At 74.9% G+C, this 21620-nt stretch carries 17 protein-coding genes and 1 tRNA gene; 6 read left to right on the top strand and 12 right to left on the bottom strand.

Going from position 1 to position 21620, the window contains the following annotated elements; genetic code table 11:
- The first annotated feature begins 129 nt into the window (after positions 1-129).
- The 3 genes from OHA86_RS25345 (at position 130) to OHA86_RS25335 (ending at position 3632) form a co-directional block, all read left to right on the top strand.
- The gene (locus tag OHA86_RS25345; protein WP_329178770.1) at positions 130-1131 is read left to right on the top strand and encodes a carbohydrate ABC transporter permease; all 1002 of its coding nucleotides are present in this window, start codon (positions 130-132) and stop codon (positions 1129-1131) included.
- Between the two features lie 2 nt (positions 1132-1133).
- Positions 1134-2054 (top strand): carbohydrate ABC transporter permease, encoded by a 921-nt coding sequence (locus OHA86_RS25340; RefSeq protein WP_329178768.1) that lies wholly within the window; start codon positions 1134-1136, stop codon positions 2052-2054.
- 96 nt (positions 2055-2150) lie between these two features.
- Complete coding sequence (locus OHA86_RS25335) at positions 2151-3632, top strand: glycoside hydrolase family 1 protein (RefSeq protein ID WP_329178766.1); 1482 nt, start codon at positions 2151-2153, stop codon at positions 3630-3632.
- Between the two features lie 119 nt (positions 3633-3751).
- Here the strand turns inward: OHA86_RS25335 and OHA86_RS25330 are convergent, their stop codons facing one another.
- Positions 3752-5128 (bottom strand): sensor histidine kinase, encoded by a 1377-nt coding sequence (locus OHA86_RS25330; RefSeq protein WP_329178764.1) that lies wholly within the window; start codon positions 5126-5128, stop codon positions 3752-3754.
- Entirely contained in the window at positions 5125-5814 is a 690-nt protein-coding gene (locus OHA86_RS25325; RefSeq protein WP_329178763.1) for a response regulator transcription factor, read from the bottom strand. The genes OHA86_RS25330 and OHA86_RS25325 overlap by 4 nt, the downstream gene beginning before the upstream one ends.
- A 52-nt stretch (positions 5815-5866) precedes the next feature.
- On the opposite strand from OHA86_RS25325, the gene OHA86_RS25320 reads away from it, so the two are divergent.
- On the top strand, positions 5867-6334 hold the full coding sequence (locus OHA86_RS25320) for a hypothetical protein (protein WP_329178761.1): 468 nt from the start codon (positions 5867-5869) through the stop codon (positions 6332-6334).
- A 39-nt stretch (positions 6335-6373) separates the two neighbouring features.
- On the opposite strand, the gene OHA86_RS25315 is transcribed toward OHA86_RS25320, so the two are convergent.
- Complete coding sequence (locus OHA86_RS25315; protein ID WP_329178758.1) at positions 6374-7243, bottom strand: spermidine synthase; 870 nt, start codon at positions 7241-7243, stop codon at positions 6374-6376.
- A 24-nt stretch (positions 7244-7267) separates the two neighbouring features.
- Positions 7268-7660: a hypothetical protein gene (locus OHA86_RS25310; protein WP_329182550.1), complete on the bottom strand. Its 393-nt coding sequence runs from the start codon at positions 7658-7660 to the stop codon at positions 7268-7270.
- Between the two features lie 253 nt (positions 7661-7913).
- On the opposite strand from OHA86_RS25310, the gene OHA86_RS25305 reads away from it, so the two are divergent.
- Positions 7914-9197 carry a tetratricopeptide repeat protein gene (locus OHA86_RS25305; protein WP_329178756.1) on the top strand — a complete coding sequence of 428 codons (1284 nt, stop codon included), beginning with the start codon at positions 7914-7916 and terminating at the stop codon, positions 9195-9197.
- Positions 9198-9702: 505 nt separating this feature from the next.
- Positions 9703-11175, top strand: a complete 1473-nt coding sequence (locus OHA86_RS25300) for an alpha/beta hydrolase (protein WP_329178755.1) — start codon at positions 9703-9705, stop codon at positions 11173-11175.
- Between the two features lie 379 nt (positions 11176-11554).
- Here OHA86_RS25300 and OHA86_RS25295 read toward each other — a convergent pair whose 3' ends face one another.
- The 8 genes from OHA86_RS25295 to OHA86_RS25260 all read right to left on the bottom strand — a co-directional run bounded on the left by OHA86_RS25295 (position 11555) and on the right by OHA86_RS25260 (position 21534).
- Positions 11555-13963 (bottom strand): phosphatidylglycerol lysyltransferase domain-containing protein, encoded by a 2409-nt coding sequence (locus OHA86_RS25295; protein WP_329178753.1) that lies wholly within the window; start codon positions 13961-13963, stop codon positions 11555-11557.
- A gap of 108 nt (positions 13964-14071) precedes the next feature.
- A tRNA-Lys gene (locus OHA86_RS25290) sits at positions 14072-14145 on the bottom strand.
- A 56-nt stretch (positions 14146-14201) separates the two neighbouring features.
- A complete protein-coding gene (locus tag OHA86_RS25285; protein ID WP_329178751.1) occupies positions 14202-14822 on the bottom strand; it encodes a bifunctional DNA primase/polymerase in 621 nt (206 codons plus the stop codon).
- Positions 14823-14931: 109 nt separating this feature from the next.
- The gene (locus tag OHA86_RS25280) at positions 14932-15321 is read right to left on the bottom strand and encodes a hypothetical protein (RefSeq protein WP_329178749.1); all 390 of its coding nucleotides are present in this window, start codon (positions 15319-15321) and stop codon (positions 14932-14934) included.
- A 90-nt stretch (positions 15322-15411) separates the two neighbouring features.
- Entirely contained in the window at positions 15412-16776 is a 1365-nt protein-coding gene (locus tag OHA86_RS25275; RefSeq protein WP_329178748.1) for an AAA family ATPase, read from the bottom strand.
- The gene (locus OHA86_RS25270) at positions 16773-18377 is read right to left on the bottom strand and encodes a hypothetical protein (protein ID WP_329178747.1); all 1605 of its coding nucleotides are present in this window, start codon (positions 18375-18377) and stop codon (positions 16773-16775) included. The genes OHA86_RS25275 and OHA86_RS25270 overlap by 4 nt, the downstream gene beginning before the upstream one ends.
- A gap of 1048 nt (positions 18378-19425) precedes the next feature.
- The gene (locus OHA86_RS25265) at positions 19426-20511 is read right to left on the bottom strand and encodes a hypothetical protein (protein ID WP_329178746.1); all 1086 of its coding nucleotides are present in this window, start codon (positions 20509-20511) and stop codon (positions 19426-19428) included.
- A 21-nt stretch (positions 20512-20532) separates the two neighbouring features.
- Positions 20533-21534, bottom strand: coding sequence for a phosphatase PAP2 family protein (locus tag OHA86_RS25260; RefSeq protein ID WP_329178745.1), 1002 nt, complete (start codon positions 21532-21534; stop codon positions 20533-20535).
- Between the last annotated feature and the right edge of the window lie 86 nt (positions 21535-21620).

The following is a 21620-nucleotide window of genomic DNA, read 5'->3' as shown; positions in this document are numbered from 1 at the left end:
GCCGGGCGGTCCGTATTCGGGACCGGGTGCGAGAAGTGAACGCACCCGGCCCCAGGCCACTACAACTTCTGAACAGCCCTCCCCCCGACCCGGCCCACCGCCCCCATCCCTACGGGAAGGACGCCACTCGTGGCCACCTCCGTCAGGGCGACGTCCGACGGCAGCCCGCTGTCGTCCCGGTCCGCCCCCAGCAGCAAAGTCCCGAGCGGCAGCCGTCCTCCCGGCTGGCGCGCCAAGCTCTACCGGTTCGACACCAAGGCATCCCCGTACGCCTATGTCGCCCCGTTCTTCCTCCTGTTCGCCGCCTTCGGCCTCTTCCCGCTGATCTACACCGGCTGGCTCTCGCTGCACGAGGTGCAGCTCGGTACCCACGCGACCTGGGTCGGCTTCGACAACTACACCGGCCTGTGGCACAACGAGTTCTTCTGGACGGCGCTGCGCAACACCTTCACGCTCGGTGTGATCTCCACGGTGCCGCAGCTGGCGATGGCGCTGGGCCTCGCGCACCTGCTCAACTACAGGATGCGCGGCCGGGGCTTCTTCCGGGTCGCGATCCTGGCGCCGTACGCGACCTCGGTCGCCGCCGCCACGCTGGTCTTCATCCAGATGTTCAACCCGGACTACGGCATGATCAACCAGCTGCTCGGCCACGTCGGGGCCGGCAACATCGACTGGGAGTCGTCCAAGTGGCCCGCCCAGATAGCCATCTCGACCATCGTGACCTGGCGCTGGACCGGCTACAACGCGCTGATCTACCTGGCCGCGATGCAGGCCGTGCCCGCCGACCTCTACGAGGCCGCCGCGCTTGACGGCGCGTCGCGCTGGCGGCAGTTCCTCAGCGTCACCATCCCGTCGATCCGGCCGACGATCCTGTTCACCATCATCGTCTCCACGATCGGCGCCACCCAGCTGTTCGGCGAGCCGCTGATGTTCGGCGGCGGCGTCGGTATGACCGGCGGCACCGACCACCAGTACCAGACGCTCAGCCTCTACATGTACGACAAGGGCTGGAACACCGGCGAACTCGGCCAGGCCTCCGCCGTGGCCTGGGTGATGCTGCTGATCCTGCTGCTCATCGGCGCCGTCAACCTGGTGATCGCGCGCTCCAACCGCCGGAAGCTGGGGGCCTGACCATGGCTCAACTCACCGAGGCCGGGCGGTCCGCGCGACCGCGCCACTCCACCCTCCCGCCGACCGCCGGCCGCCGCCGGGTGAAGGCGGGCGGGGCGGGCAAGCAGCAGAACGCGGGACCCGTCGCGTACGTCCTGCTGATCGTCGCCGCGGCGATCTCGCTCTTCCCGCTGTACTGGACGGTCGTCGCCGCGTCGCACACCGACACCGACATCACCCAGCCGCCGACCCCGCTGCTGCCCGGCAGCCACCTGGTGCAGAACCTCAAGGTGGTGTGGGACGAGGTCGACATGACCACGGCCCTGATCAACTCCACCATCGTGGCCGGCTGTGTCGCGGTCAGCACCGTGCTCTTCGCGACGCTGGCCGGTTTCGCCTTCGCCAAACTCCGCTTCCGCGGGCGCAACATCCTGCTGATGATCGTGGTCGCCACCATGACGATCCCGCCGCAGCTCAGTGTGATCCCGCTCTACCAGATCATCACCAACGTCGGCTGGGTCGGGCACCTCCAGTCGGTGATCCTGCCCTCGCTGGTCGCCGCCTTCGGCGTGTTCTTCATGCGGCAGTTCCTCTCCGAGGCGCTGCCCATCGAACTGATCGAGGCTGCCCGGGTGGACGGGGCGCACAGCCTGCGGATCCTGTGGCACGTGGTGTTCCCGATCGCCCGGCCCGCGATGGCCGTGCTGGGAATGCTGGTGTTCGTGCAGGCCTGGAACGACTTCTTCTGGCCGCTGATCGCGCTCAACCAGCAGAACCCGACCGTGCAGGTCGCGCTGGCGGGCGTCGGGTCGGGCAACCACGCGATCGACCACGCCGCGGTCGTCACCGCCGCGCTGGTCGCGACGCTGCCGCTGCTGCTGGTCTTCGCCTTCCTCGGCAAGCACATCGTCGGCGGTATCACCGCGGGTGCCGTCAAGAGCTGAACCGCCCGCCCGCGAGCCGTACCCCTGTGCCGCGCGGGCCGGGCGGGAGCCCCCTTCTCCCCCAACTACCCCCTGATTCCCCTGGAGTCCCCCGCTATGACAGCTGTCCGTTCAGAGAGCACTGAGCTTTCTGCCAGCTCGGCCTCGCTCCGCTTTCCCCCCGGCTTCGTCTGGGGGGCGGCCACCGCCGCCTATCAGATCGAGGGCGCCGCGGCCGAGGACGGCCGCACGCCTTCGATCTGGGACACCTTCAGCCACACCCCCGGCCGGGTCCGCAACGGGGACACCGGTGACATCGCCGCCGACCACTACCACCGCTTCCGCGACGACGTCGCGCTGATGGCGGACCTGGGCCTGGGCGCGTACCGCTTCTCGGTGTCCTGGTCCCGGGTCCAGCCGACCGGGCGCGGCCCGGCCGTGCAGCGCGGCCTCGACTTCTACCGGCAGCTCACCGACGAGCTGCTGGACAAGGGCATCACCCCGGTCGCCACCCTCTACCACTGGGACCTGCCGCAGGACCTGGAGGACGTCGGCGGCTGGACCGTACGCGACACCACCGAGCGCTTCGCCGACTACGCCGCGATCGTGGCGGGCGCGCTCGGCGACCGGGTGCCCTACTGGACCACCCTCAACGAGCCGTGGTGCTCGGCCTATCTCGGCTACGGCTCCGGGGTGCACGCCCCCGGGCGCACCGAGCCCGAGTCGGCGCTCAAGGCCGTCCACCACCTCAACCTCGCCCATGGCCGGGCGATCGGGGTCCTGCGTTCCGCTCTCCCCGCTGCAGCGCAGACCTCGATCACCCTCAACCTGCACCAGGTCCGCCCGCTCACCGACTCCGCCGCCGACCTCGACGCGGCCCGCCGGATCGACGCGGTCGGCAACCGGGTCTTCCTCGGCCCGATCCTCGGCGACGGCTACCCCGCCGACCTGCTGGACGACACCGCCCACCTGGTCGACTGGGAGTCCCTGGTCAAGGACGGCGACCTCGCCGAGATCAGCCGCCCGATCGACCTGCTCGGCATCAACTACTACACCCCGACCCTGGTCTCCGACGGCCGGGTGCACACCGACGGGGCGCAGGCGCCGCGCAACGACGGGCACGGCGCGAGCGACTACTCGCCGTGGCCCGGCTCCGAGCACGTCGCCTTCCACCTGCCCCCGGGCAAGACCACGGCGATGCGCTGGGCGGTGGACGCGACCGGTCTGCGCGACCTGATCCAGCGGATCAGCCGGGAGCACCCGGGCCTGCCGATGATGGTCACCGAGAACGGTGCCGCCTACGACGACTACATCTCGCCCGAGGGCCAGGTCAACGACCCCGAGCGGGTCGCCTACCTGCACGGCCACCTGGCCGCGGTGCACCAGGCGCTGAGCGGCGGGGCCGACGTGCGCGGCTACTTCCTGTGGTCGCTGATGGACAACTTCGAGTGGGCCTACGGCTACAGCAAGCGCTTCGGCGCGGTCTACGTGGACTTCGGCACGCAGCGCAGGATCCCGAAGCAGAGCGCGCACTGGTACGCCTCGGTGGCGCGCGAGAACGTCCTTCAGGACCTCCCGGAGGAGGACCGGAAGTCCTGAGGGGACGGAGAAAAGGAGCGGTACGGCAGTTCGAGGGTGCTGCCGTACCGCTCCTTGGCCTTCCTCTCCGGTGAGGGTGGGAGCGGGCGGCTTCTCACGGCGGGCTCGCCGGGGACCCGTCACGGATCGCCGCCGGGCACCGGGCGGACGGCTTTCCCGCGCCGCCTGTGGCCGGGCGCGGCCGGCGCCGGGCCGCCGCCGAGCGCGAGCCGCAGCCGTATCTCCGCGCCGCCCAGCACGCCGCGGCCGATCGTCATACCGCCGCCGGCGGACTCCGCGACCCGGCGGACGATGTCCAGGCCGAGCCCCGTCGAGCCGTGCCCGCCGTCGCCGTGCCCGCGGCGGACCGCGGCGGCCGGGTCCGCGACGCCCGGCCCGGCGTCCGATACCAGCACGACGACCGCGTCGTCGGCGCGGTGCACATCCACGGCGAAGGCGGTGCCCTCGGGGGTGTGCCGGAAGACGTTGCCGAGCATCGCGTCGAGCGCGGCGGCCAGTTCGGTACGCGGCACCGGCACCCGTACCGGCCGGTCGGCGCCCGCGGTACGCACCTCGCGGGCCTCGTCCTCCGCGAGCGCCGACCAGAACGCCATCCGCTCCGTGATCACCTCGGCCGCGTCGCACCCGGCGGCCTGCGCGGGTACGCGCTGCTCGCGGGCGGCCCTGATGATCTGGTCGACCTCCCGCTCCAGCTGGGCGACCGCGGCCCTGGTCTGGTCGGCGGCAGGACCCCGGCCCAGCGAGGCGGTGTTCAGCCGCAGCACGGTCAGCGGGGTACGCAGCCGGTGCGACAGGTCGGCGGCCAACTCCCGCTCGGCGGCCAGCAGATGGACGACCTGGTCGGCCATCGCGTTGAACGCGGCGGCGGCCGACCGCAGTTCGCCGGGTCCCGCCTCCGGCACCCGTACCGCCAGGTCGCCCTCCCCCAGCCGGTGCGCGGCCCGCGCCAGCCGGACCGCGGGCCGCACCATCCGGCTGCCCAGCCGGTCGGCGACCGCCACCGAGCCGACGACCAGCGCGAGGCCGACCCCGGCGAGCACCAGCCACGCGGTGGCCACCCCCCGGGTGACGTCGCCGTCCGGCACGAACACCTCGACGACCGCGATCGTCCCCGAGCCCACCGCGGTCGGCCGCAGCAGCGCGTAGCCGCCCGCGACCCGCACGGTGGCCGCCTCGCCGCGCGCCGAGGCGGCGTCCAGCGCCGGCTGCGCCGCCCGCGGCTGCCCGATCCGTACCGCGGCGGTGCTCCGCGTCGCCGGGATCCGCAGCGCGATCCGCCGCAGCGCGCCCGCCTGCGTCGTCGCCACCGCCCGCTCCAGCTGCCCCCGGTCGGTGGTGATCGCCAGCGCCGGAGCGATCGCGGCGGCCTGCCGCTCGGCGTTCGTCAGCGCCCGGTCCCTGGCCAGCTCCTTGACCACCAGGCCGAGCGGCACCGCGAAGGCGATCACCACCATCGCCGTGACCGCGAGCGAGACCCGGACCAGGGACCACCTCATACCGGCGGCTCCAGCTTGACCCCCACCCCGCGCAGCGTGTGCAGATACCGCGGCCTGGCCGCGGTCTCCCCCAGCTTCCTGCGCAGCCAGGACAGATGCACGTCGATCGTCTGGTCGTCGCCGTACGACTGCTGCCAGACCTCCGCGAGCAGTTCGCGGCGGGCCACGACGACGCCGGGCCGCGCGGCCAGGAAGCTCAGCAGGTCGAACTCCCGCCGGGTCAGCTCCAGGGCCGCCCCGTCCAGCACGGCCAGCCTGCGGCGCGCGTCGATGCTCAGCCCGCCGACCCTGATCACCGGGTCGGCCGCGGGCGCCGCCGACCCGCCGCGGGCCCGCCGCAGCACCGCCGCCAGCCGGGCCGACAGATGCTCCACCGAGAACGGCTTCACCAGATAGTCGTCCGCGCCCGCATTGAGCAGCCGGACGATCTCCGCCTCGTCGTCCCGGGCGGTCGCGATGATCACCGGTACGTCGCTGAGCCCGCGCAGCACCTTCAGCGCCTCCGACCCGTCCAGGTCGGGCAGCCCGAGGTCCAGGATCACCACGTCGAACGCGACCTGCGCGACCTCCCGCAGCGCCTCAAGGGCGGTGCCCGCGCCGCGTACCGTGTGGGTCGCCTCCGTCAGGTGCCGGATCAGGGCCGAGCGCACGAACCGGTCGTCCTCGACCACGAGCACACTTGCCATGCGCGGCAACCTAGCGCGTTACGCCGCCGCATGGGTGCGGCACTATGGCCGGGTGTACAGAGGGCTGCTCCACTTCTGCGCCTGGGCGCTGACCACCGCGGCGGCGGCGACGCTGTCGTGGTTCGGCGTCCACAGTGTGCTGCGCGGCACCGCGTACGACCCGCCGCGCGCCCTGCCGGTCACGGCGCCGCCCCTGGCGTCCTCGGAGCGGGGCGCGTCGCCTGTGGCGCCGCCGGCGGCCCGTACCGCCGCTGCCACGGCCGCCCCTCGCACCCGGCCGGCCACGCGTTCCGCGGCGGTGCGGGGCTGGACCCTGCGGGGCGGGCGGGTCGTCCTCGCGCTCGGGCCGAGCACGGCCACGCTTGTCTCGGCGGTGCCGAACGCCGGGTGGCGGATGCAGGTCTGGCCGGAGGACGGGTGGCTGCGGGTCACCTTCACGCTTGCCTCCGGCGGTGCGGCGTCGACGCTCTTCTGCACGTGGAACGGCCACGCGCCGGCGGTGGAGTCCTACGAGCAGTAGGCCGCGCCGCCCGCGGGGTCCGGGAGGGTGCCCCGGCGGTCAGCCGAACGCGTTCGGCGGCGGGGGCGGCGACGGGGTCGAGGTGGTGTCGGTCACGACCGGCGCCCCCGCGGTGAAGGCCGCCAGAGCCGCGCCGTGCTCGACCCGCCCGGGGTGCGGGTCGGTCGCGACCCGCCGGGTGAGGTCCGCGACCGGCAGTTCGTGGTCCGCCGCCCACAGCACCGCGTTGCCGAACCGCTTGCCCCGCAGCACCGCGGGATCCGCCGCCACGCACACCTCGCCGAAGGCACTGCGTACGGTCGCGATCTGCCCGCGCAGGAAAGCGAGCGCACCGCCGTCCGTGAGGTTGGCGGTGTAGTCACCGCCGGGCCGCAGCACCCTGCGCACGTCGGTGAGGAATTCCGCGCTGGTCATGTGCGCCGGGGTGCGGGCGCCCCCGAAGACGTCGGCGATGATCAGATCGGCCCAGCCGTCCGGCAGCTTCGCCAGGCCGGCCCGCGCGTCCCCGGCGCGTACCTTGATCCGCCAGCCGCGGTCCCACGGAAGGTGCGCCCGGACCAGGTCCACCAGCGCCGTGTCCAGCTCGATGACCTGCTGGGTGGAGCGCGGCCGCGTGTACGCGGTGTAGCGGGCCAGGGTGAGCGCGCCGCCGCCGAGGTGGACGACCCGCAGCGGCATGCCCGGGGGCGCGACCAGGTCGATGACGTGGCCCAGCCTGCGCTGGTAGGAGAACCCGAGGTGGTCGGGCACGGCGAGGTCGACATGGGACTGCGGGGCGCCGTCGACGACCAGGGCCCAGGCCTGCGGGCGTTCCCTGTCGGGTACGAGGGCCGCGGGGCCGCCCCCCACCCGTGCGGTCACCGCGTCGGGGGTGCGCGCCCGGCCGCCGCGCTGTCTCTTGCCTGCCATGCGCCGATTATCGGGGCAGCGGGGCTAGATCGCGCGCAGGCCCTGGTACCCGTCGACCAGTTCGATGGTGCGGGCGGCCTCGCCGAGCGCGGCGCGCAGCACCGCGGGGTCGGTGACGGCGGTGTCGGTGTGCGGCGGCAGCAGCCACCCGGTGTCGGCGACCGGCGGCCCGCCGTCGAGCACCAGGCCCCGGCCGTCCGTGCGGGTACACGAACTGCCCGGCAGGTCCCAGCAGTCCGCGGTGCCCGGCGGCACCAGGAAGCCGAGGCTCGCGCCGGCGCTGTCGTGCAGCACCGGGCCGACACAGCTGCCGAGCCGCAGCAGATCGGCCGCTTCGAGCCCCTGCCTGGTCGGTACGGTCACCAGGTCGCATGGCGGCGGCGGCAGTTCACTGCATTCCGGGCTCGGACCCGACATATGCGTACCGGTGGTGTCCAACAAGGCAAACGCTCCTCGCGAGGGGATCGGCGCACGCAGATTTTGTGCCACATCTGTGACAACGCGCCACAGTGTCAACGGCTACGCGCAATTCATGCCGTAAGGGGTGGCGTTTCATGGCGGATAGTGCGTGAGATATCCGTTTAGTAGCCAAATGCGGCATATGGGGCTTCCGGGTGGCCGGTACGTTCGTTTCCGCCGCCGAGCGGCACCGACCGTCGTGGGAGTCGCCATGCTGCCGTCCCCTGCCTCCGTACCCGCCCCTGTGCCCGCCTGCGTCCCCGATCCCGTCCCGGGCTTCGTCCCCGCTTTCGTCCCCAACACCGCCATCCGGCGGCTGCGCGGCGACCGGTCGCCGGCCGAATTCGCCGCGGCCGTGCGGCGGGCCGCCCACGAGATCGGCGAGCACGTCAGCTGCGACGCCCGCTACATCGGGCGGCTCGAAAGCGGCGAGATCCGCTGCCCCAACTACGCCTACGAGCGGGTCTTCCGCCATATGTTCCCCGGGCACTCCCCCGCCGACCTCGGCTTCGCGCCCCGGCAGGCGGTACGCGGCCGGCGCACCGCCGCGTCGCGCGCCGCCGCGCTCGATCCGGCGTACGAGGAGAGCGAGGTGCAGCGCCGCGCCTTCGTGACCGGCGGCCCGGCCGCCTTCGCCACCGCGCTCCTGCCGCGCGCCACCCCGCCCACCCGGGCCGGCGCCGCCGAGGTGGCCGCCGTGCGCGAAGCGGTACGGCAGATCAGGCTGCACGACGACCGGCACGGCGGCGACGGGCTCTACGCCCAGGCCGCCGGCGCCCTCCGCGGCGCCTACCGCCTCCTCGACGACACCGCCCACAGCGCCGCGACCGGCACCGGGCTCGCCTCGGGCGCCGGGGAGCTGGCCGTCTCCGTCGGATGGCTCGCCCACGACTCCGGACGGCTGCCCGAGGCCCGCTCCCACTACGCCGAAGCGCTCGCCACCGCCCGGATGGCCGCGGACCCGGCACTTGAGGCGCACGCCTTCTGCAACACCTCCTTCCTCGCGCGCGACGCCGGGCGCCACCGCGAGGCGGTACGCGCCGCCCAGGCCGCGCAGCTCCTCGCCCGCGACCTCGGCTCGCCCCGGCTGCTCTCCCTGCTCGCGCTGCGCGAAGCCGGCGGGCTCGCGGGGCTCGGCGAACGCCGGCGGTGCGAGCTGGCGCTCGCCCGGGCGCACACCCTGTACTCCCGCGGGGCCGCCGACGCGGACCCGCCCTGGATGAGCTTCTTCGGCGAAGCCGAGCTGGCCGGCCTTGAGGCCCAGGCATGGGCGGCGCTCGGCCGCCCCGCCCGGGCCGCAGCCGCCGCCCGCCACGCGGTACGCCTCCAGGACCCGCACTTCGTCCGCAACCTCGTGCTCTACCAGGCCGAGCTGGCGATCAACCTCCGGCGGTCGGGGGACGACACGGAGGCGGTCGCGGTCGCGGGCCGCGCCCGCCGGCTCCTGCCGGGGGTCCGGTCGGCGCGGGTGCGCGCGATGCTCGCGACGGTGTGAGCGGGGGCCTGCGGAACTGCGTCCCCCGGCCCATGCGGCGGCAGGCGGCACCCCGGGGACGTGCTGCCCGCGCGGCGGGACGTGCCCCGAAGGGCGCGAGGAACCACACGGCCAGCCCGCACGCAGTGGCAGGCCACGGCCCGCCGCAAGCGGCACCCCCAAGGGCGCGGGGAACCGCACGGCCAACCCCCCACCGCGGGCAAGTAGCAACGCCACCCCAAGCCGCACCCTCCCAGGGGCGCGAGGAACCGCACGGCCAACCCGCACCACGGAAACGTAGCAACGCCACCCCAAGCCGCGCCCTCCCAGGGGCGCGAGGAACCGCGCGGCCAGGCCGCACGCAGTGGCCAGGCTGCGGCCCGCCGCAAGGGGCAGGGTCTGCGGGGTGCCGCGCGGCGGCGGCAGGTGCCGCCGGGCTCACCAGGCGGGGTGCCGCCTTCTCGACGGCCGGCCCGGCATCGCGCTCGCCGGGCGGGGACGCACAAGCGCGCCTACTTTGGGCCTCATGGCCCGTATGCGAACCGTCGCCGCCCTCGCGGCGGCACTGACGGCGACCGTCCTGGCCGCCCCGCCGCAGGCGGACGGCTCGGCTGCTTCCTCGCCGTACGGCCAGCAGGTCTCCTGGGGCGGCTGCTCCGGTGTGGACGGTCCCCGTTCGATGGAGTGCGGCACCCTCACCGTGCCCCGCGACTACGGCGACCCCAAGGGCGGCGACCTGGACGTCGCCCTCAGCCGGATACCCGCGACCGGCCCCGGGCCGCGGCTCGGCTCGCTCGTGGTCAACTTCGGCGGCCCCGGCATCCCCGGCATCACGCAACTGGCCGAACGCGCCTCGGCGGGCGACCTGGCCCGGCTCAACCGCCGCTACGACCTCATCGGCTTCGACCCGCGCGGCGTCGGCCGCAGCTCCCCGGTCGACTGCGGCGACCTCTCCGGGGTGACCGCCACCGACCCGGTCGCCCAGGCACGCCAGGTGGCGCGGGCCTGCCGCGCCCACTCCGGCGCCCTCCTGCCCTGGGTGGGCACCCCGAACGCCGCCCGCGACCTCGACGTCGTACGGTCCGCCCTCGGCGACGACCGCCTCGCCTACCTCGGCTTCTCCTACGGCGGTCGCCTCGGCTCGGTCTACGCGCACGAATTCCCGCAGCACGCGGGCCGGATGGTGCTGGACGGCGTGCCCGACCCGACGCTGGACGACACGGGCACCGCGCTGGCCCAAGCCGCGGCCTTCCAGCACGCGCTGAGCGACTTCGCCGCGGACTGCGCCGCCCGGCACTGCCCGGTGCCGGGCCGTACGCCCGCCCAGGTCGTGGCCAACATCGCGACCGCCGGGCGCCGCCTCGACTCCGGCGGCCTCCCCACGGTGACGGGGCAGCTGGACCACGCGGGCTTCCTCCAGGGCGTCCAGAACGCGCTCTACTCGAAGGACGACTGGCCCGACCTGCGCGAAGCGCTCGGCGCGCTGGGCGGCGGGGACGGCGAGCCGATGATGCAGCTCGCCTATCCGGGGCAGATGGGCCAGCTCGCCCGGGTGACGCCCAAGGCCTCGGGGTGGTCCACCCCGGACAACTACGAGATGGCCAAGCTCGCGATCGACTGCCGCGATACGCCGGAGCGGCACACCCCGGCCGGCGTGCACGCGCTCGACGGGCGCTTCGCCGCGGCGTCTTCCGTGTTCGGTACGTCCATGGAGGCGTCGCTGCTGGCCTGCACCGGGTGGCCGCCCGGCGACGGGGCCTCCCGGCGGGTGGCGGCCCGTACCGCGCCGGAGGCGCTGCTCGTCAGTACGACGGCGGATCCGGCGACGCCGTATGCGGGGGCGGGCCATATGGCTGCGGCGCTCGGGAATGGGAGCCGGGTGCTGACGTATCGGGGGGAGGGGCACGGGGCGTATTTCGCGCACGACGGGTGTGTGCGGGGGGTGGTGGAGGCGTATTTGGTTGATGGGGCGATGCCAAGTGCCGGGGCGGCGTGCTGATGTTGTCCTGCCCGCCCGCCCACCCGTGGGGGTACCCCCAGGCGAAGCTCCGGGGGAAGGTGTTTGGTCGGGTGCGGGTGCCGGTGGTGGGTGGTCGGGGCCACTCCGGGGGTATCTCCTCGGACCGCGCACCTCGGCTCTGTGCAAACGTTCCTGCGGGAGTCGTGCGCAGTCCTGCGGGGACACCCCCGGATCGTCCCCTCCGCCGCCATCGGCGTCCGCAGACCCGTGGGCGGTCGAGGCGGGGGGCCGTCCGGGGGGCCGCCCATGGCGAGGCACCCCCACAGGGAGACCGTTCGCCAACGTCCCCGCCGCCGGGCGCGGAAGAAGCCCCGCACGGACGGGCAATCCGCCGGCCGTGAGCGCGCCCCGGAGGGGGTCAGCGGCGGCGGGCCGCGGTGGCCGCGCGGGGGAGGTCGAGGCGGCGTTCGTACATGAGGTAGCGGGGGTGCCAGCGCGGCGAGTAGGGGGCGTAAGGGCGTACGCGATCGGCACCGTGCCAGGGCCGGGCCTGGACGTTGAAGGAGAGGCGGGTGACGCCCGCCAGCGCGGGGGCGGTGGTGCGGGCGGCGGCGAGGAGGAGGTCGGTGAGGAGGTGGTCGACCGGCGTGCGGCCGGAGTCGCGGTCGTGGCGCAGGAGGTCGAGGGTGAGCCCGTCGGGACCCCAGGGCACGAAGCCGAGCAGCGCGCAGGTGCGGCCGTTGGGGTCGCGGCACTCCGCGAGCAGGTAGTCGCCGTCCGCGGGGTCGCCGAGGCGGCCGAGAGCGGCGGCGGCGCTGCGTTCGGCGGGGTGGCGGCGCCAGGCGTCGGCGAGTTGGCCGAGCCGGCGCCATTCGTCGGGGTCGACCTCGTCCTGGCGGCGGAAGGCGGTGGTGTAGCCGGCGTCGGTGACGAGCCGGTGGGCCGCGAGGGGTCCGGCCGTGGTGTCGCCCGAGGCGAAGGCGCCGGCGTCCACCACCGCTTCGTCGCCGGAGGCGAAGCCGTGGAAGCCGGCGGCCTCGTAGGTGACGGCGGCGGCGGGTCCCGCGTTGGTGACGGCGGGGACCCAGGCGTGGCGGCGGGCGTGGGCGACCCAGCCGGTGACGGCGGCGGGCCAGGCGGTGCGCGGGCCGAGGGGGTCGCCGGAGGCGAGGGCGACGCCGTTGACGACGCGGTAGAGGACGGCGGCGTCCCGGGACGGCGTCCAGCACACGGACTTGTCGCGGCGCAGGGCGAAGTAGCCGAGCGAGTCGCGGCGGCCGTACGCCCGCAGCAGCGCGCGCAGCCGGCGTTCGTCGGCGGGGACGAGCCGGGCCCGGCTGCGGGGGGCGCGGAAGAAGGCCAGCAGGACGACCAGCATCAGGGCGACGCTCAGGACGTTGATCGCCAGGTCGGTCCAGCCGGGCACCTTGATGCCGGGCAGGTCGAACAGGCCGGAGACGGTGAGCACGCGGACGACGGCGTAGCGCAGGCTGGCGCTCCACTCGCGGGGCGGTGCCTGGTCGGTGGCGTGGACCAGCAGGGTGCCGACGCCGACCGCGACGACCGCCCCGATCAGCAGGCTGGTCAGGCCGAGCGCGACATTGCCGCGTTCGCCGCGCACGTTGAAGACCGGCCGGGAGACCAGCAGCGCGGTCAGGAAGAGCAGGGTGACGGCGAGCGAGACCCAGTTGAAGGGGTGGCCGCGGGATTCGGCGACGGCGGCCTCGGTGGTGATCAGCACGGCGGTGTAGCCGATGGCCAGCGCGGTGGTGACGATCCAGGCGGCGCGTTTGCGGCGGCGCAGGCTGATGGACAGGACCAGGGCGAGGGCGGCGCCGGTGAAGCCGGGGCTGACCAGGAAGGCGGTGACGTATTCGCCGTTGGTGGCGGCGCGCACCCGGTCGCGGAAGGGGGCGACGACGCCGGTCACGACGTTGACGGCGGTGGCCGCCCGCAGGTACCAGACGGCGGCGGCGGCGCCGGGGTCGCGCAGCGGGCGCAGCACCCGGGCGAGCAGCACTTCGAGCCGGGACGGCGGCAGGTCCACGATGGTGGGGCGGGCCGGCGGGGCCTTGGTCAGCGACACCGGGCTCGGCGCCCCGGCGACGGCGTCCATGGCGCGGGTCTTCACGGCGACCAGCCGCCGGTGGATACGGTCCTCGCGGCGTTCGGCGCGGGCCATCCGGCGCGGCCTGCTGCCGTACCGCCAGCGAGCCCAGGGGCTGCCGGGGCGGGCCAGCCGCAGGGCGCCGACGACGGCGAGGAAGGGCAGCATCACACCGAGCAGCCCGGTCCACACCTTGCCCTTGAGCAGGCACAGCACCACGAAGCCGAGGAGCACGGCGGCGACGACGTAGGTGGCGTAGGAGGTGCCGCCGACGTAGCCGCCGAGGGGGGCCTGGCCGATGAGCAGCAGGGCGATCACCGAGACGGCGAGGATCACCGCGTCGACGGACTGCCGGCCCTCCTCGCGCCAGTAGACGTCCTCCAGGTGCAGCACGAGGGCGAATTCGTCCAGGACCAGGCCGCAGCCGGCGCCGAAGATCACGGCGAGGATGTTGTGGGCGAGCGGGCCGCCGTGGACGGCGAAGGAGCCGACGCCGCCGATCAGCATCATCGCCTGGCCGAAGACCACGTGGTGGATGTGCAGCCCGCCGGGCTGGACGTTGCCCGGCCACCAGGAGACGCCTCTGCGGATCATCCGGACGCTGAAACGGATGAAGAGGAAGGACCCGAGCAGCCCGGCCAGCAGCAGGAACAGCGGGGTGCGGCCGCCGGTGCCGGAGATGTGCACCCGGACGGTGTCCGCCAGCGACCAGTGCCCCATGCACCCAGGGTGCTGGTCGGACGCTCGCCTGGCCAAACGGGCGCGCCGGACGGCGCCGCCCGCGTACGCCGAAGGCCCCCCGTGGATACGGAGGGCCTTCGTTTCAGGTGCGCCGCCAGGGACTCGAACCCCGGACCCGCTGATTAAGAGTCAGCTGCTCTAACCAACTGAGCTAGCGGCGCCTGCTGACGTGGAAAACATTAGCACCCACCCCTGCGACCTGAAAAATCGATACCGGTCAGGCGGAGCCGGGCAGCCCGATGAGTACCGGCGGGGCCGGCGACAGGGCGGTCCTGACCGCGCGCAGACAGGCCCACAGCAGTACGTCGGCGCCCGGCAGCCAGGGGTGCCGGGAGTCGGGGGCGACGACCCAGCGGGACATTCCCGCGGCGTCGCGCGGGGTGCCTGCCGGGTCCTCGCGGGGCGCGGGAGCGGTGTGGAGGGCGGGGACGGTGACCGCGTCGCCGCTGCCGTGGCACAGCATCGGCGGGACGGCGCTGCCCCACTCCTCCCAGTCCAGCAGTGCGGGCAGCCGCTGGGCGGTGCCGGGCGCGACCAGCAGCAGGACCCTGCCGCGGTGGACGGCGACCGGGCCGCTGCCGGGTCCCGCCGCCCAGAGCTGCTCCAGCACCCGGCGGCCAAACAGGGGCGTGAGGTTCACCACGTCGAAGGCCGTGCCGCAGGGCAGGACGCTCGGGGCGGCCGGGCGGGCCGACCACAGGGCCTCGACGCTGCGCGGGAAGGCGCTCGCGGAGGCCAGCCAGGCGGCGCCTTCCGGGGTGACGCATGCGGTGTGCTGCCGCCGCCGGGCCTCGCTGACGATCCCGACGACGCTGGTGCTCCCCTGCCATTCATTCATGGCATCTACAGGTACCGCTTCAGCGGGCGGTGTCCCGGTGAATCGCCCGAATACGGGACAGGAACGCGCGGGAGGCGTAACCTACCGGCCCCGCACGGCGATCGGGCGGCTACGGGGTGACACCGCCGCTGTCGATCAGGCCCTGACCGTACTCGGCCATCTTCTTGGCGTAGTCCTCGGTCCAGCCGGCCTGCTCGGCGAGGTCGGCCGCAGTGAGCCGGTCGAAGCGGCGCGGGTCGGTGAGCTGGGCGGCGGCGATGGCCTGGAACTCGGTCGCCCGGTCGGCGGCCGTACGGAAGGCCTGCTCCAGCTCGGTGGCCCTGGTCAGCAGCTGCCGCGGGTCGTCCATCGACTCCAGGTCGAAGAAGCGGTCGCCGCCGGTGTCGGCGGGCGCGCCGGGCTCGAACAGCAGCGGGGCGGGGCGTTTCGGCCGGTCGGCGCGGGGCTCGTGCGGCTCACGTGCCTCGCGGGACGGGCGAGCCGGTTGCGGCTCGGACATGCGCTACCTCCGGGGTCGGTTCCGCCTTCCATTGTCCCGCGCCCGCGCAAGTCCCTCGGGGCGGTCGCCCGAGATCCACCCGACAGGGCGTCAAGGCCGCCAGCTGACGCGGTGTTCGGCGAGGTGGGCCAGGACCGCGTGGTTGGCCTCCCAGCCGTCGGGGAATTTGACCGTGACGCCGAGGCGGACCGGCTCGGAGGACGGGTGTTCGTCGAGCAGGTCGGCGACGCCGGCGCGGCAGACGACGATGCAGGCGTGGCGGTGGCGGGAGGCCAGGACGCACAGGCGGCCCGTCTCCAGGTGGAAGGCGGTGGCGTCCGGGCGGCCCGAGAGCGGGTGCAGGACGACCGTGACGTCGAACTCCCGGCCCTGGAGGCGGTTCGCGGTGTCCACTGCGACGCCGCCAGGGCCGGCCGGCACCCCGAGCGCGGTCAGCGCGGTGCGCACCGCGGCTGCCTGGTCGCGGTGCGCGGTGCCGACCGCGATCCGGTCGGCGGTCAGCGGCGCGGGGTCGGCGCCGCGCTCCGAATACGTCAGCCCGCCGCGGTCCAGCAGCCGCCGTACGACCGCGGCGACCGCGCGTACCGCCTCCGGGTCGGTGCGCGGGGTGTGCCGGGCGGGCAGTTCGAGCAGACCCCAGCCGGACACCGCGGCCTCGTCCAGCACCCTGTCGGGCCCGCAGCCGTCCCCCGGCACCCCGAAGCCGAGCCGCCGGTCGCCGTGGCCCGTACCGCTCCGGAACGGGGTGTACGGGTAGAACGCCCGGGACACCAGCGGCGCCGCCGACGCGGGCAGCCGCCAGGACACCGGCAGGCGGTGCTGGGGCAGGCCCGGGTTGTGCGCCAGCAGGGTGACCACGGCGCTCGCCGACGGGTCCCAGCTCAGCCCGGCCCACTGCTCGGCGCCGACCACGCTGAAGGGGTCGAGCTGGCCCGGGTCGCCGACGAAGAGCGCCCGTTCGAACAGGCCCGCGACCTGGAGCAGCGCGTCGGAGCGCATCTGGTAGGCCTCGTCCACGATGGCGTGCCGCCAGGGCTCGACGTCCTTGACGTACGCCCATTTCGCCGCCGTCGCGATCACCACCGAGCGGTCCCGGAGGTCGGCGACCGAGCTGGACTTCGCCACTTCCGGGTGCCGGTCCAGCGCCGGGTCGGGCGGGGAGTCGGCGCCGTGCAGCCGGCCCACCGGGAGGGTGGGCTCCGCGGTCGCGAGGCGGTCGGCGAGGTCGTCGACCTGGGCGTTGGTCTGCGCGACGATCATCAACCGCTCGCCGGACGCGGCCAGTTCGCGAGCCGCGCGCACCACGAGGGTCGACTTGCCCGCGCCGGGCGGCGAGTCCACGACGACACCGCGGGCGGTGCCGTGCATCGTGCTGGCCAGGATCGCCGCGGTCGCCGCGGCGGCCTCGGCCCCCGGGTCGAACCGGTCGCCGGCGCCGTCGAAGCCCTGCGTCACAGAAAGTCCTCCGCGGTCACGGTGTCGGGTACGTCGGGGCCGGCCGCGGCGGCGCCGGGCGGGCCGCCGTGCGTCCAGGGCGTCGCCTCGGGGTCGGGCAGCGCGGGACCGCTTCGCGGGTCGTGCGCGAACAGCGTGAACGTCACCCGGTCCCCCACCTCCGGCACCGAGCCTTCCCGCGGCACCTTGCCCGTACCCATCCCGCCGGTGAGCTTGACGGTGACCGCCCGCTCCGGGGCGTGCGGGACGCCGGCGCCGGGTGCTTCCCCGTCCCGGGGCGCGGGCACCTCCGCGGCGGGCGCGACGGCGACCAGCTCGGCGGTCTGGGCCGACTTCGCGTCGGGCAGGGCGCGGTAGGCCCTGCTGCCCGGGTCCGCCTGGGGGAGGTCCCCGGTGGTGACGGTGACCAGGGGGCGGGGCATCGGGCGGCGGCCGTCCGAATACGTCATCTCGACGTCGAGCACCGTGCCGGTGAAGGCCTCGCCCGCCAGCCGCCGGGCCGCCATCACCAGCGGGTCGTCCAGGGCCTCCTGGGCGACCAGCCGGGCCTGGGCGGTCTCGCGGCCCGCGAGCTTCTGCGCGGCGGTGACCGCGTCGTCCCGCTTCGGCTGCGGCGGCTCCCCGGCCCGCACCCGGTCGCGGTGCCCGGTGAAGGACCAGCGGTCCCGCTTCCAGCGCTCGGCCACGTGCGCGCCCTCGGGCAGCGCCCGCAGCAGGTCGACGCCGTGCCACACGTCGTCCCAGGTGGGCCGCAGCTGCGAGCCGACCAGCCGCCGTACGTCCGCCTCGGCGGCCCGCATCGGCGGTACGGCGCCGGCGTTGCGGGCCGCGTCGTAGCGGGCCAGCGCCGGGGCCAGGACGCTGTTGTCGAAGACCGGGTCGGTGGCGGGGCCGGCCGGCGGGCTGAGCAGCAGCCCGTCCCGGTCCCTGCCGGTCTGCGCGCGGGCGGCGGCGGTCGGGCCGTCCAGCCCGGCCGGCGGGTCGATCCAGCCCAGCAGCGCGCCCAGGTGCTGGTCCTCCATCGCGCTCTGGCCGGTGGCCCAGTGCCGGGTGAGCAGGTCCGTCATGGCGACCAGCAGCGCGCTGCCCGGGGTGCGGGCGCGTTCCGCGCAGTGCGTGAGCCAGCGGCCCAGCAGCGGGACCGGGACCGGCACCGGGTGCGGGGCGTCCGGGTCCTCGACGGTCCGCAGATAGCGGGTGGAGCGGCCGAGCAGGCGTACGTACTCCAGCGCGGCGCCGTTCGGCACGATGATCTGCGGGGCGTCCGCGCAGACCTCCGTCTCCTCGCGGTTGCGGGTAGCCGGCTCGGTCTCGACGTCGTCGGCGTATGTCTCGATCACCGGCAGGACGGCGGCGGCGAGGCCGGCGAAGAAGGCGAAGCGGAGTTCGCGGTCGAGGGGTTGGGGCACCACGAGCAGGGTCGGCGCGGCGCGGTCGGTGCCGAGCATGGCGCCCAGCGGTGCGCCCGCTTCTCCCGCGGTGGTCAGGGGGACCAGGACGAGTGGCCTTGCGGCCAGCCACCGGTGGCGGACGGTGGCCGCGGGCACGGCCTGGCCCCGGGACACCGCTTCCGCGCGGGCCAGCACATTCATGAGCGTCACGCGGTGCCACCGCCCCTGCGGGGCTGCTTCTGTGGTCCCCGGCCCACCGCCCGGTGAAGGGTCCCCCCTTCGGGGTACGGTCCGCCGTCCGAACGGCTCGCCACCGCCGTGGCCGAGCACGCCGTTCCCCGCGCCTCTCCGGGGCCGGACCCCTCGCACGAACGGCTCGCCACCGCCGTGGCCGAGCACGCCGTTCCCCGCGCCTCTCCGGGGCCGGACCCCTCGCACGAACGGCTCGCCACCGCCGTGGCCGAGCACGCCGTTCCCCGCGCCTCTCCGGGGCCGGACCCCTCGCACGAACGGCTCGCCACCGCCGTGGCCGAGCACGCCGTTCCCCGCGCCTCTCCGGGGCCGGACCCCTCGCACGAGCGGTGCGCCACCGCCGTGGCCGAGCACGGACTTACCCGCTCCCTGGCACAAAGGGCACGCACCCCAGGGGCGCGGGGAACTGCGCGACCAGCCGTCGACAAGCTGCACGTCGCCACCGGCCCGAAGGGGCTGTCCGGTCCGCCCCGGACCACCGGCCAGTGGGCGGTTGCCCGCGCCGTTCCCCGCGCCCCTCCGGGGCACGACTCCTCGCACGAGCGGTGCGCCGCCATCGTGGCCGAGCGCGGACTTACCCGCTCCCTGCCACAAAGGGCACGCACCCCAGGGGCGCGGGGAACCGCGCGACCAGCCGTCGACAAGCTGCACGTCGCCACCGGCCCGAAGGGGCTGTCCGGTCCGCCCCGGACCACCGGCCAGTGGGCGGTTGCCCGCGCCCCTCCGGGGCACCACCCCACGTGCGAACGGTGCGCCACCACACGTGCCGAGCACGAACTTGCCTGCTCAGCACCGCAGAGGGCACGCGCCCCTGCGGGCCACGTCCCGCCGCGCGGGCAGCGCCCCTGGGGGGCACCCCCCTGCCGAAGGGGCACCGGCAGGACCACGGCGCCCGGGGAGGGGCACCCCCTTGCCGAGGGGGCACCGTCAGCACCCCCGCGCCCGGGGGAAGGGCACGTCACGCCGGACGGACGGCGCGACCCCGGGGGGCGGACCCCGAAGCGGGTCACCGGGGATCACCGCAAGCGCGAAGAGCTTCGGCTCGCAAGCTCGCCGCACGGCGAAGCGCGGCGGCGGTCGGATCGTCGTCCCCGCCGGACGGCGGCACCGCAGCGGCGGTCAGGACCGCGCTCACCGTCGTGAGGCCGCCGAGGTCGGCGCGCAGGCCGCGCCCGAGCGCGTCGACGGAGTCCGCCGCGCGGGCCCGGTCACGGCAGTGGAAGGCCAGTTCGCAACTGGCCAGGCACTCGGGCGCGTACGCGGCCGGCACGGACTCGACCGCAGCGGTCAGCGCGGCGGGCGGGCGGCCCGGCGCGAGGTCGAAGGTCGTGCCCTCGGGGAGGGCCGCGGCGATCTCCTCGATCCGGGTGAGCCGGGTGAGCTGGCGCCGGGTGACGGCGACCTGCCTGCGGACGTCGACCCACTCGGCGGTGGGCAGGTTGGAGAAGTCCTTGGGGCAGACCAGCAGCACGTCGGTGCGGGTGCGGCCGGGCTGGAGGGCGTCCAGGGCCAGGACGTAGACCGCCGCCTGACGGGCCGCCGCGCCGACCTTCATCGCGTCGGCGCCGCCGTCCAGGATCGGGAAGGACTTGATCTCGGCGACGGTCCAGGCGCCGTCCGGGGCGACGGCGACCGCGTCGGGTTCGAGGAAGACCGTGGACCCGGCGACCTCCAGGGCCAGCAGCGGGTGGTCCAGCAGGGTCCAGGACCCGGGCGCGGCCTCGGCCAGGGCGATCCGGGTGCGGGCGGCCCGCCCCTCGGGGCCCGCCGCGCCGAGGTCGGGGACCTCCGCGTGCGCCCCCTCGGCGCCCAGCAGCCGCAGCAGTTCCGCGCAGCGGCCGGCCTTGACCCTGGCCTCGAAGGCGTGGCCGCGGGAGAAGGCGAACCGGGATTGGCCGAAACGGGCCGGGGCGCCCAGCGCCTCGGCGACCGCGCCCTTGTCGACGCCGGCGGCGTCGAGCAGGGCGCGGCGCCGGCAGCCGGGGTTCGCGGCGAGTGCTGCCAGCGCCCGCGCGTCGAGCGGGCGGGGGGCGGTGTCCGGGCCGCGGAGGGCGGCCAGCCGCTCCCGAAGCGAGTGGTGCTTAGTGCTCACCCGCGAAAGTGTGGCATCCGGCTACGACATCCGGCTGCGCTCGCCGCGCCCGGCCCCGCTGCCGCCGGCCGCGCCGGGGTCCCGGCCGGGGTCGTCGGGGGCGCCCGGCGGTACGGACACCGTGCGCGGCGCGGGCACTTTCGCCCCGCCGGGCGCGGCTGCCTGCTGCTTGTCGGCGGGCGCGGCGGACGCGCCGGGCGCCACGCTCACGGCGACGACGGCCTCGTGGACCGGCTCCGTGCCGAGCCTGCGGCGGACCCTGGCCTGGAGCCCGTCCACCACCCGCAGCGCGGGCTTGGCGAGCAGGAAGCCGACGCCCATGGTGGCGACACCGGCCGCCGCGTCCATCAGGTAGTGGTTGGCGGTGCCCATCACCACGAAGGCGGTCATCAGGGGGTAGATCACCCCGAGGGCGCGCACGAACCAGTTCCGCCCGTAGCGGAAGAGCATGATGCCGCACCACAGCGACCAGCCGACATGCAGGCTGGGCATGGCGGCGTACTCGTTGGTGAGGTGCCCCATGCCGCGGGGCGCGCTCGCGTCGGTGCCCCACCAGCCGTAGGAGCCGTACTGCGCCATCGTGTCCATGAAGCCGTGCGCGCCGGGCAGCAGCCGCGGCGGGGCGGTGGGCACCACGGTGAAGCCGACCAGGCCGATGAGCGTGGAGACCATCAGCCAGGTGCGGGCGTTGCGGTAGTGGGTGGGGCGCCGCAGCCACAGCCAGACCAGCACCGACGGGGTCACCACATAGTGCAGCGAGGCGTACGCGAAGTCCGCCGGGACGCCGAGGAAGGCGTGGTGGGTGAAGAGCTGGTTGAACCAGCGCTCGGGGTCGAGGTGGGTCAGCTGCTCGAAGTGCAGGATGTCCGCGCCGTGCTCGACCGCGTCGTTCACATCACCGCGCACCAGCAGCCGGGCTCCGGAATACAGCGCGTAGATCACGGCAATCAGCGGCAGCTCGGTCCACCAGCGCAGTCTGCCCCGGTAGGCGGCAGCTCGCGGCGCGGTGGCGGTGATCGTCATGCGGGCGTCTCTCCAGGTTCTCCGAAGGCCGCGGGCGGCTGTCATGGACTCGTGGCGTACCCTCTACCGTACGACGTACGTTAGAC

The organism is Streptomyces sp. NBC_01477, assembly GCF_036227245.1.
In the GTDB taxonomy this organism is placed as follows: domain Bacteria; phylum Actinomycetota; class Actinomycetes; order Streptomycetales; family Streptomycetaceae; genus Actinacidiphila.
Note: the sequence above shows the minus strand (reverse complement) of the source record. Positions and strands in the feature narration are given on the sequence as shown.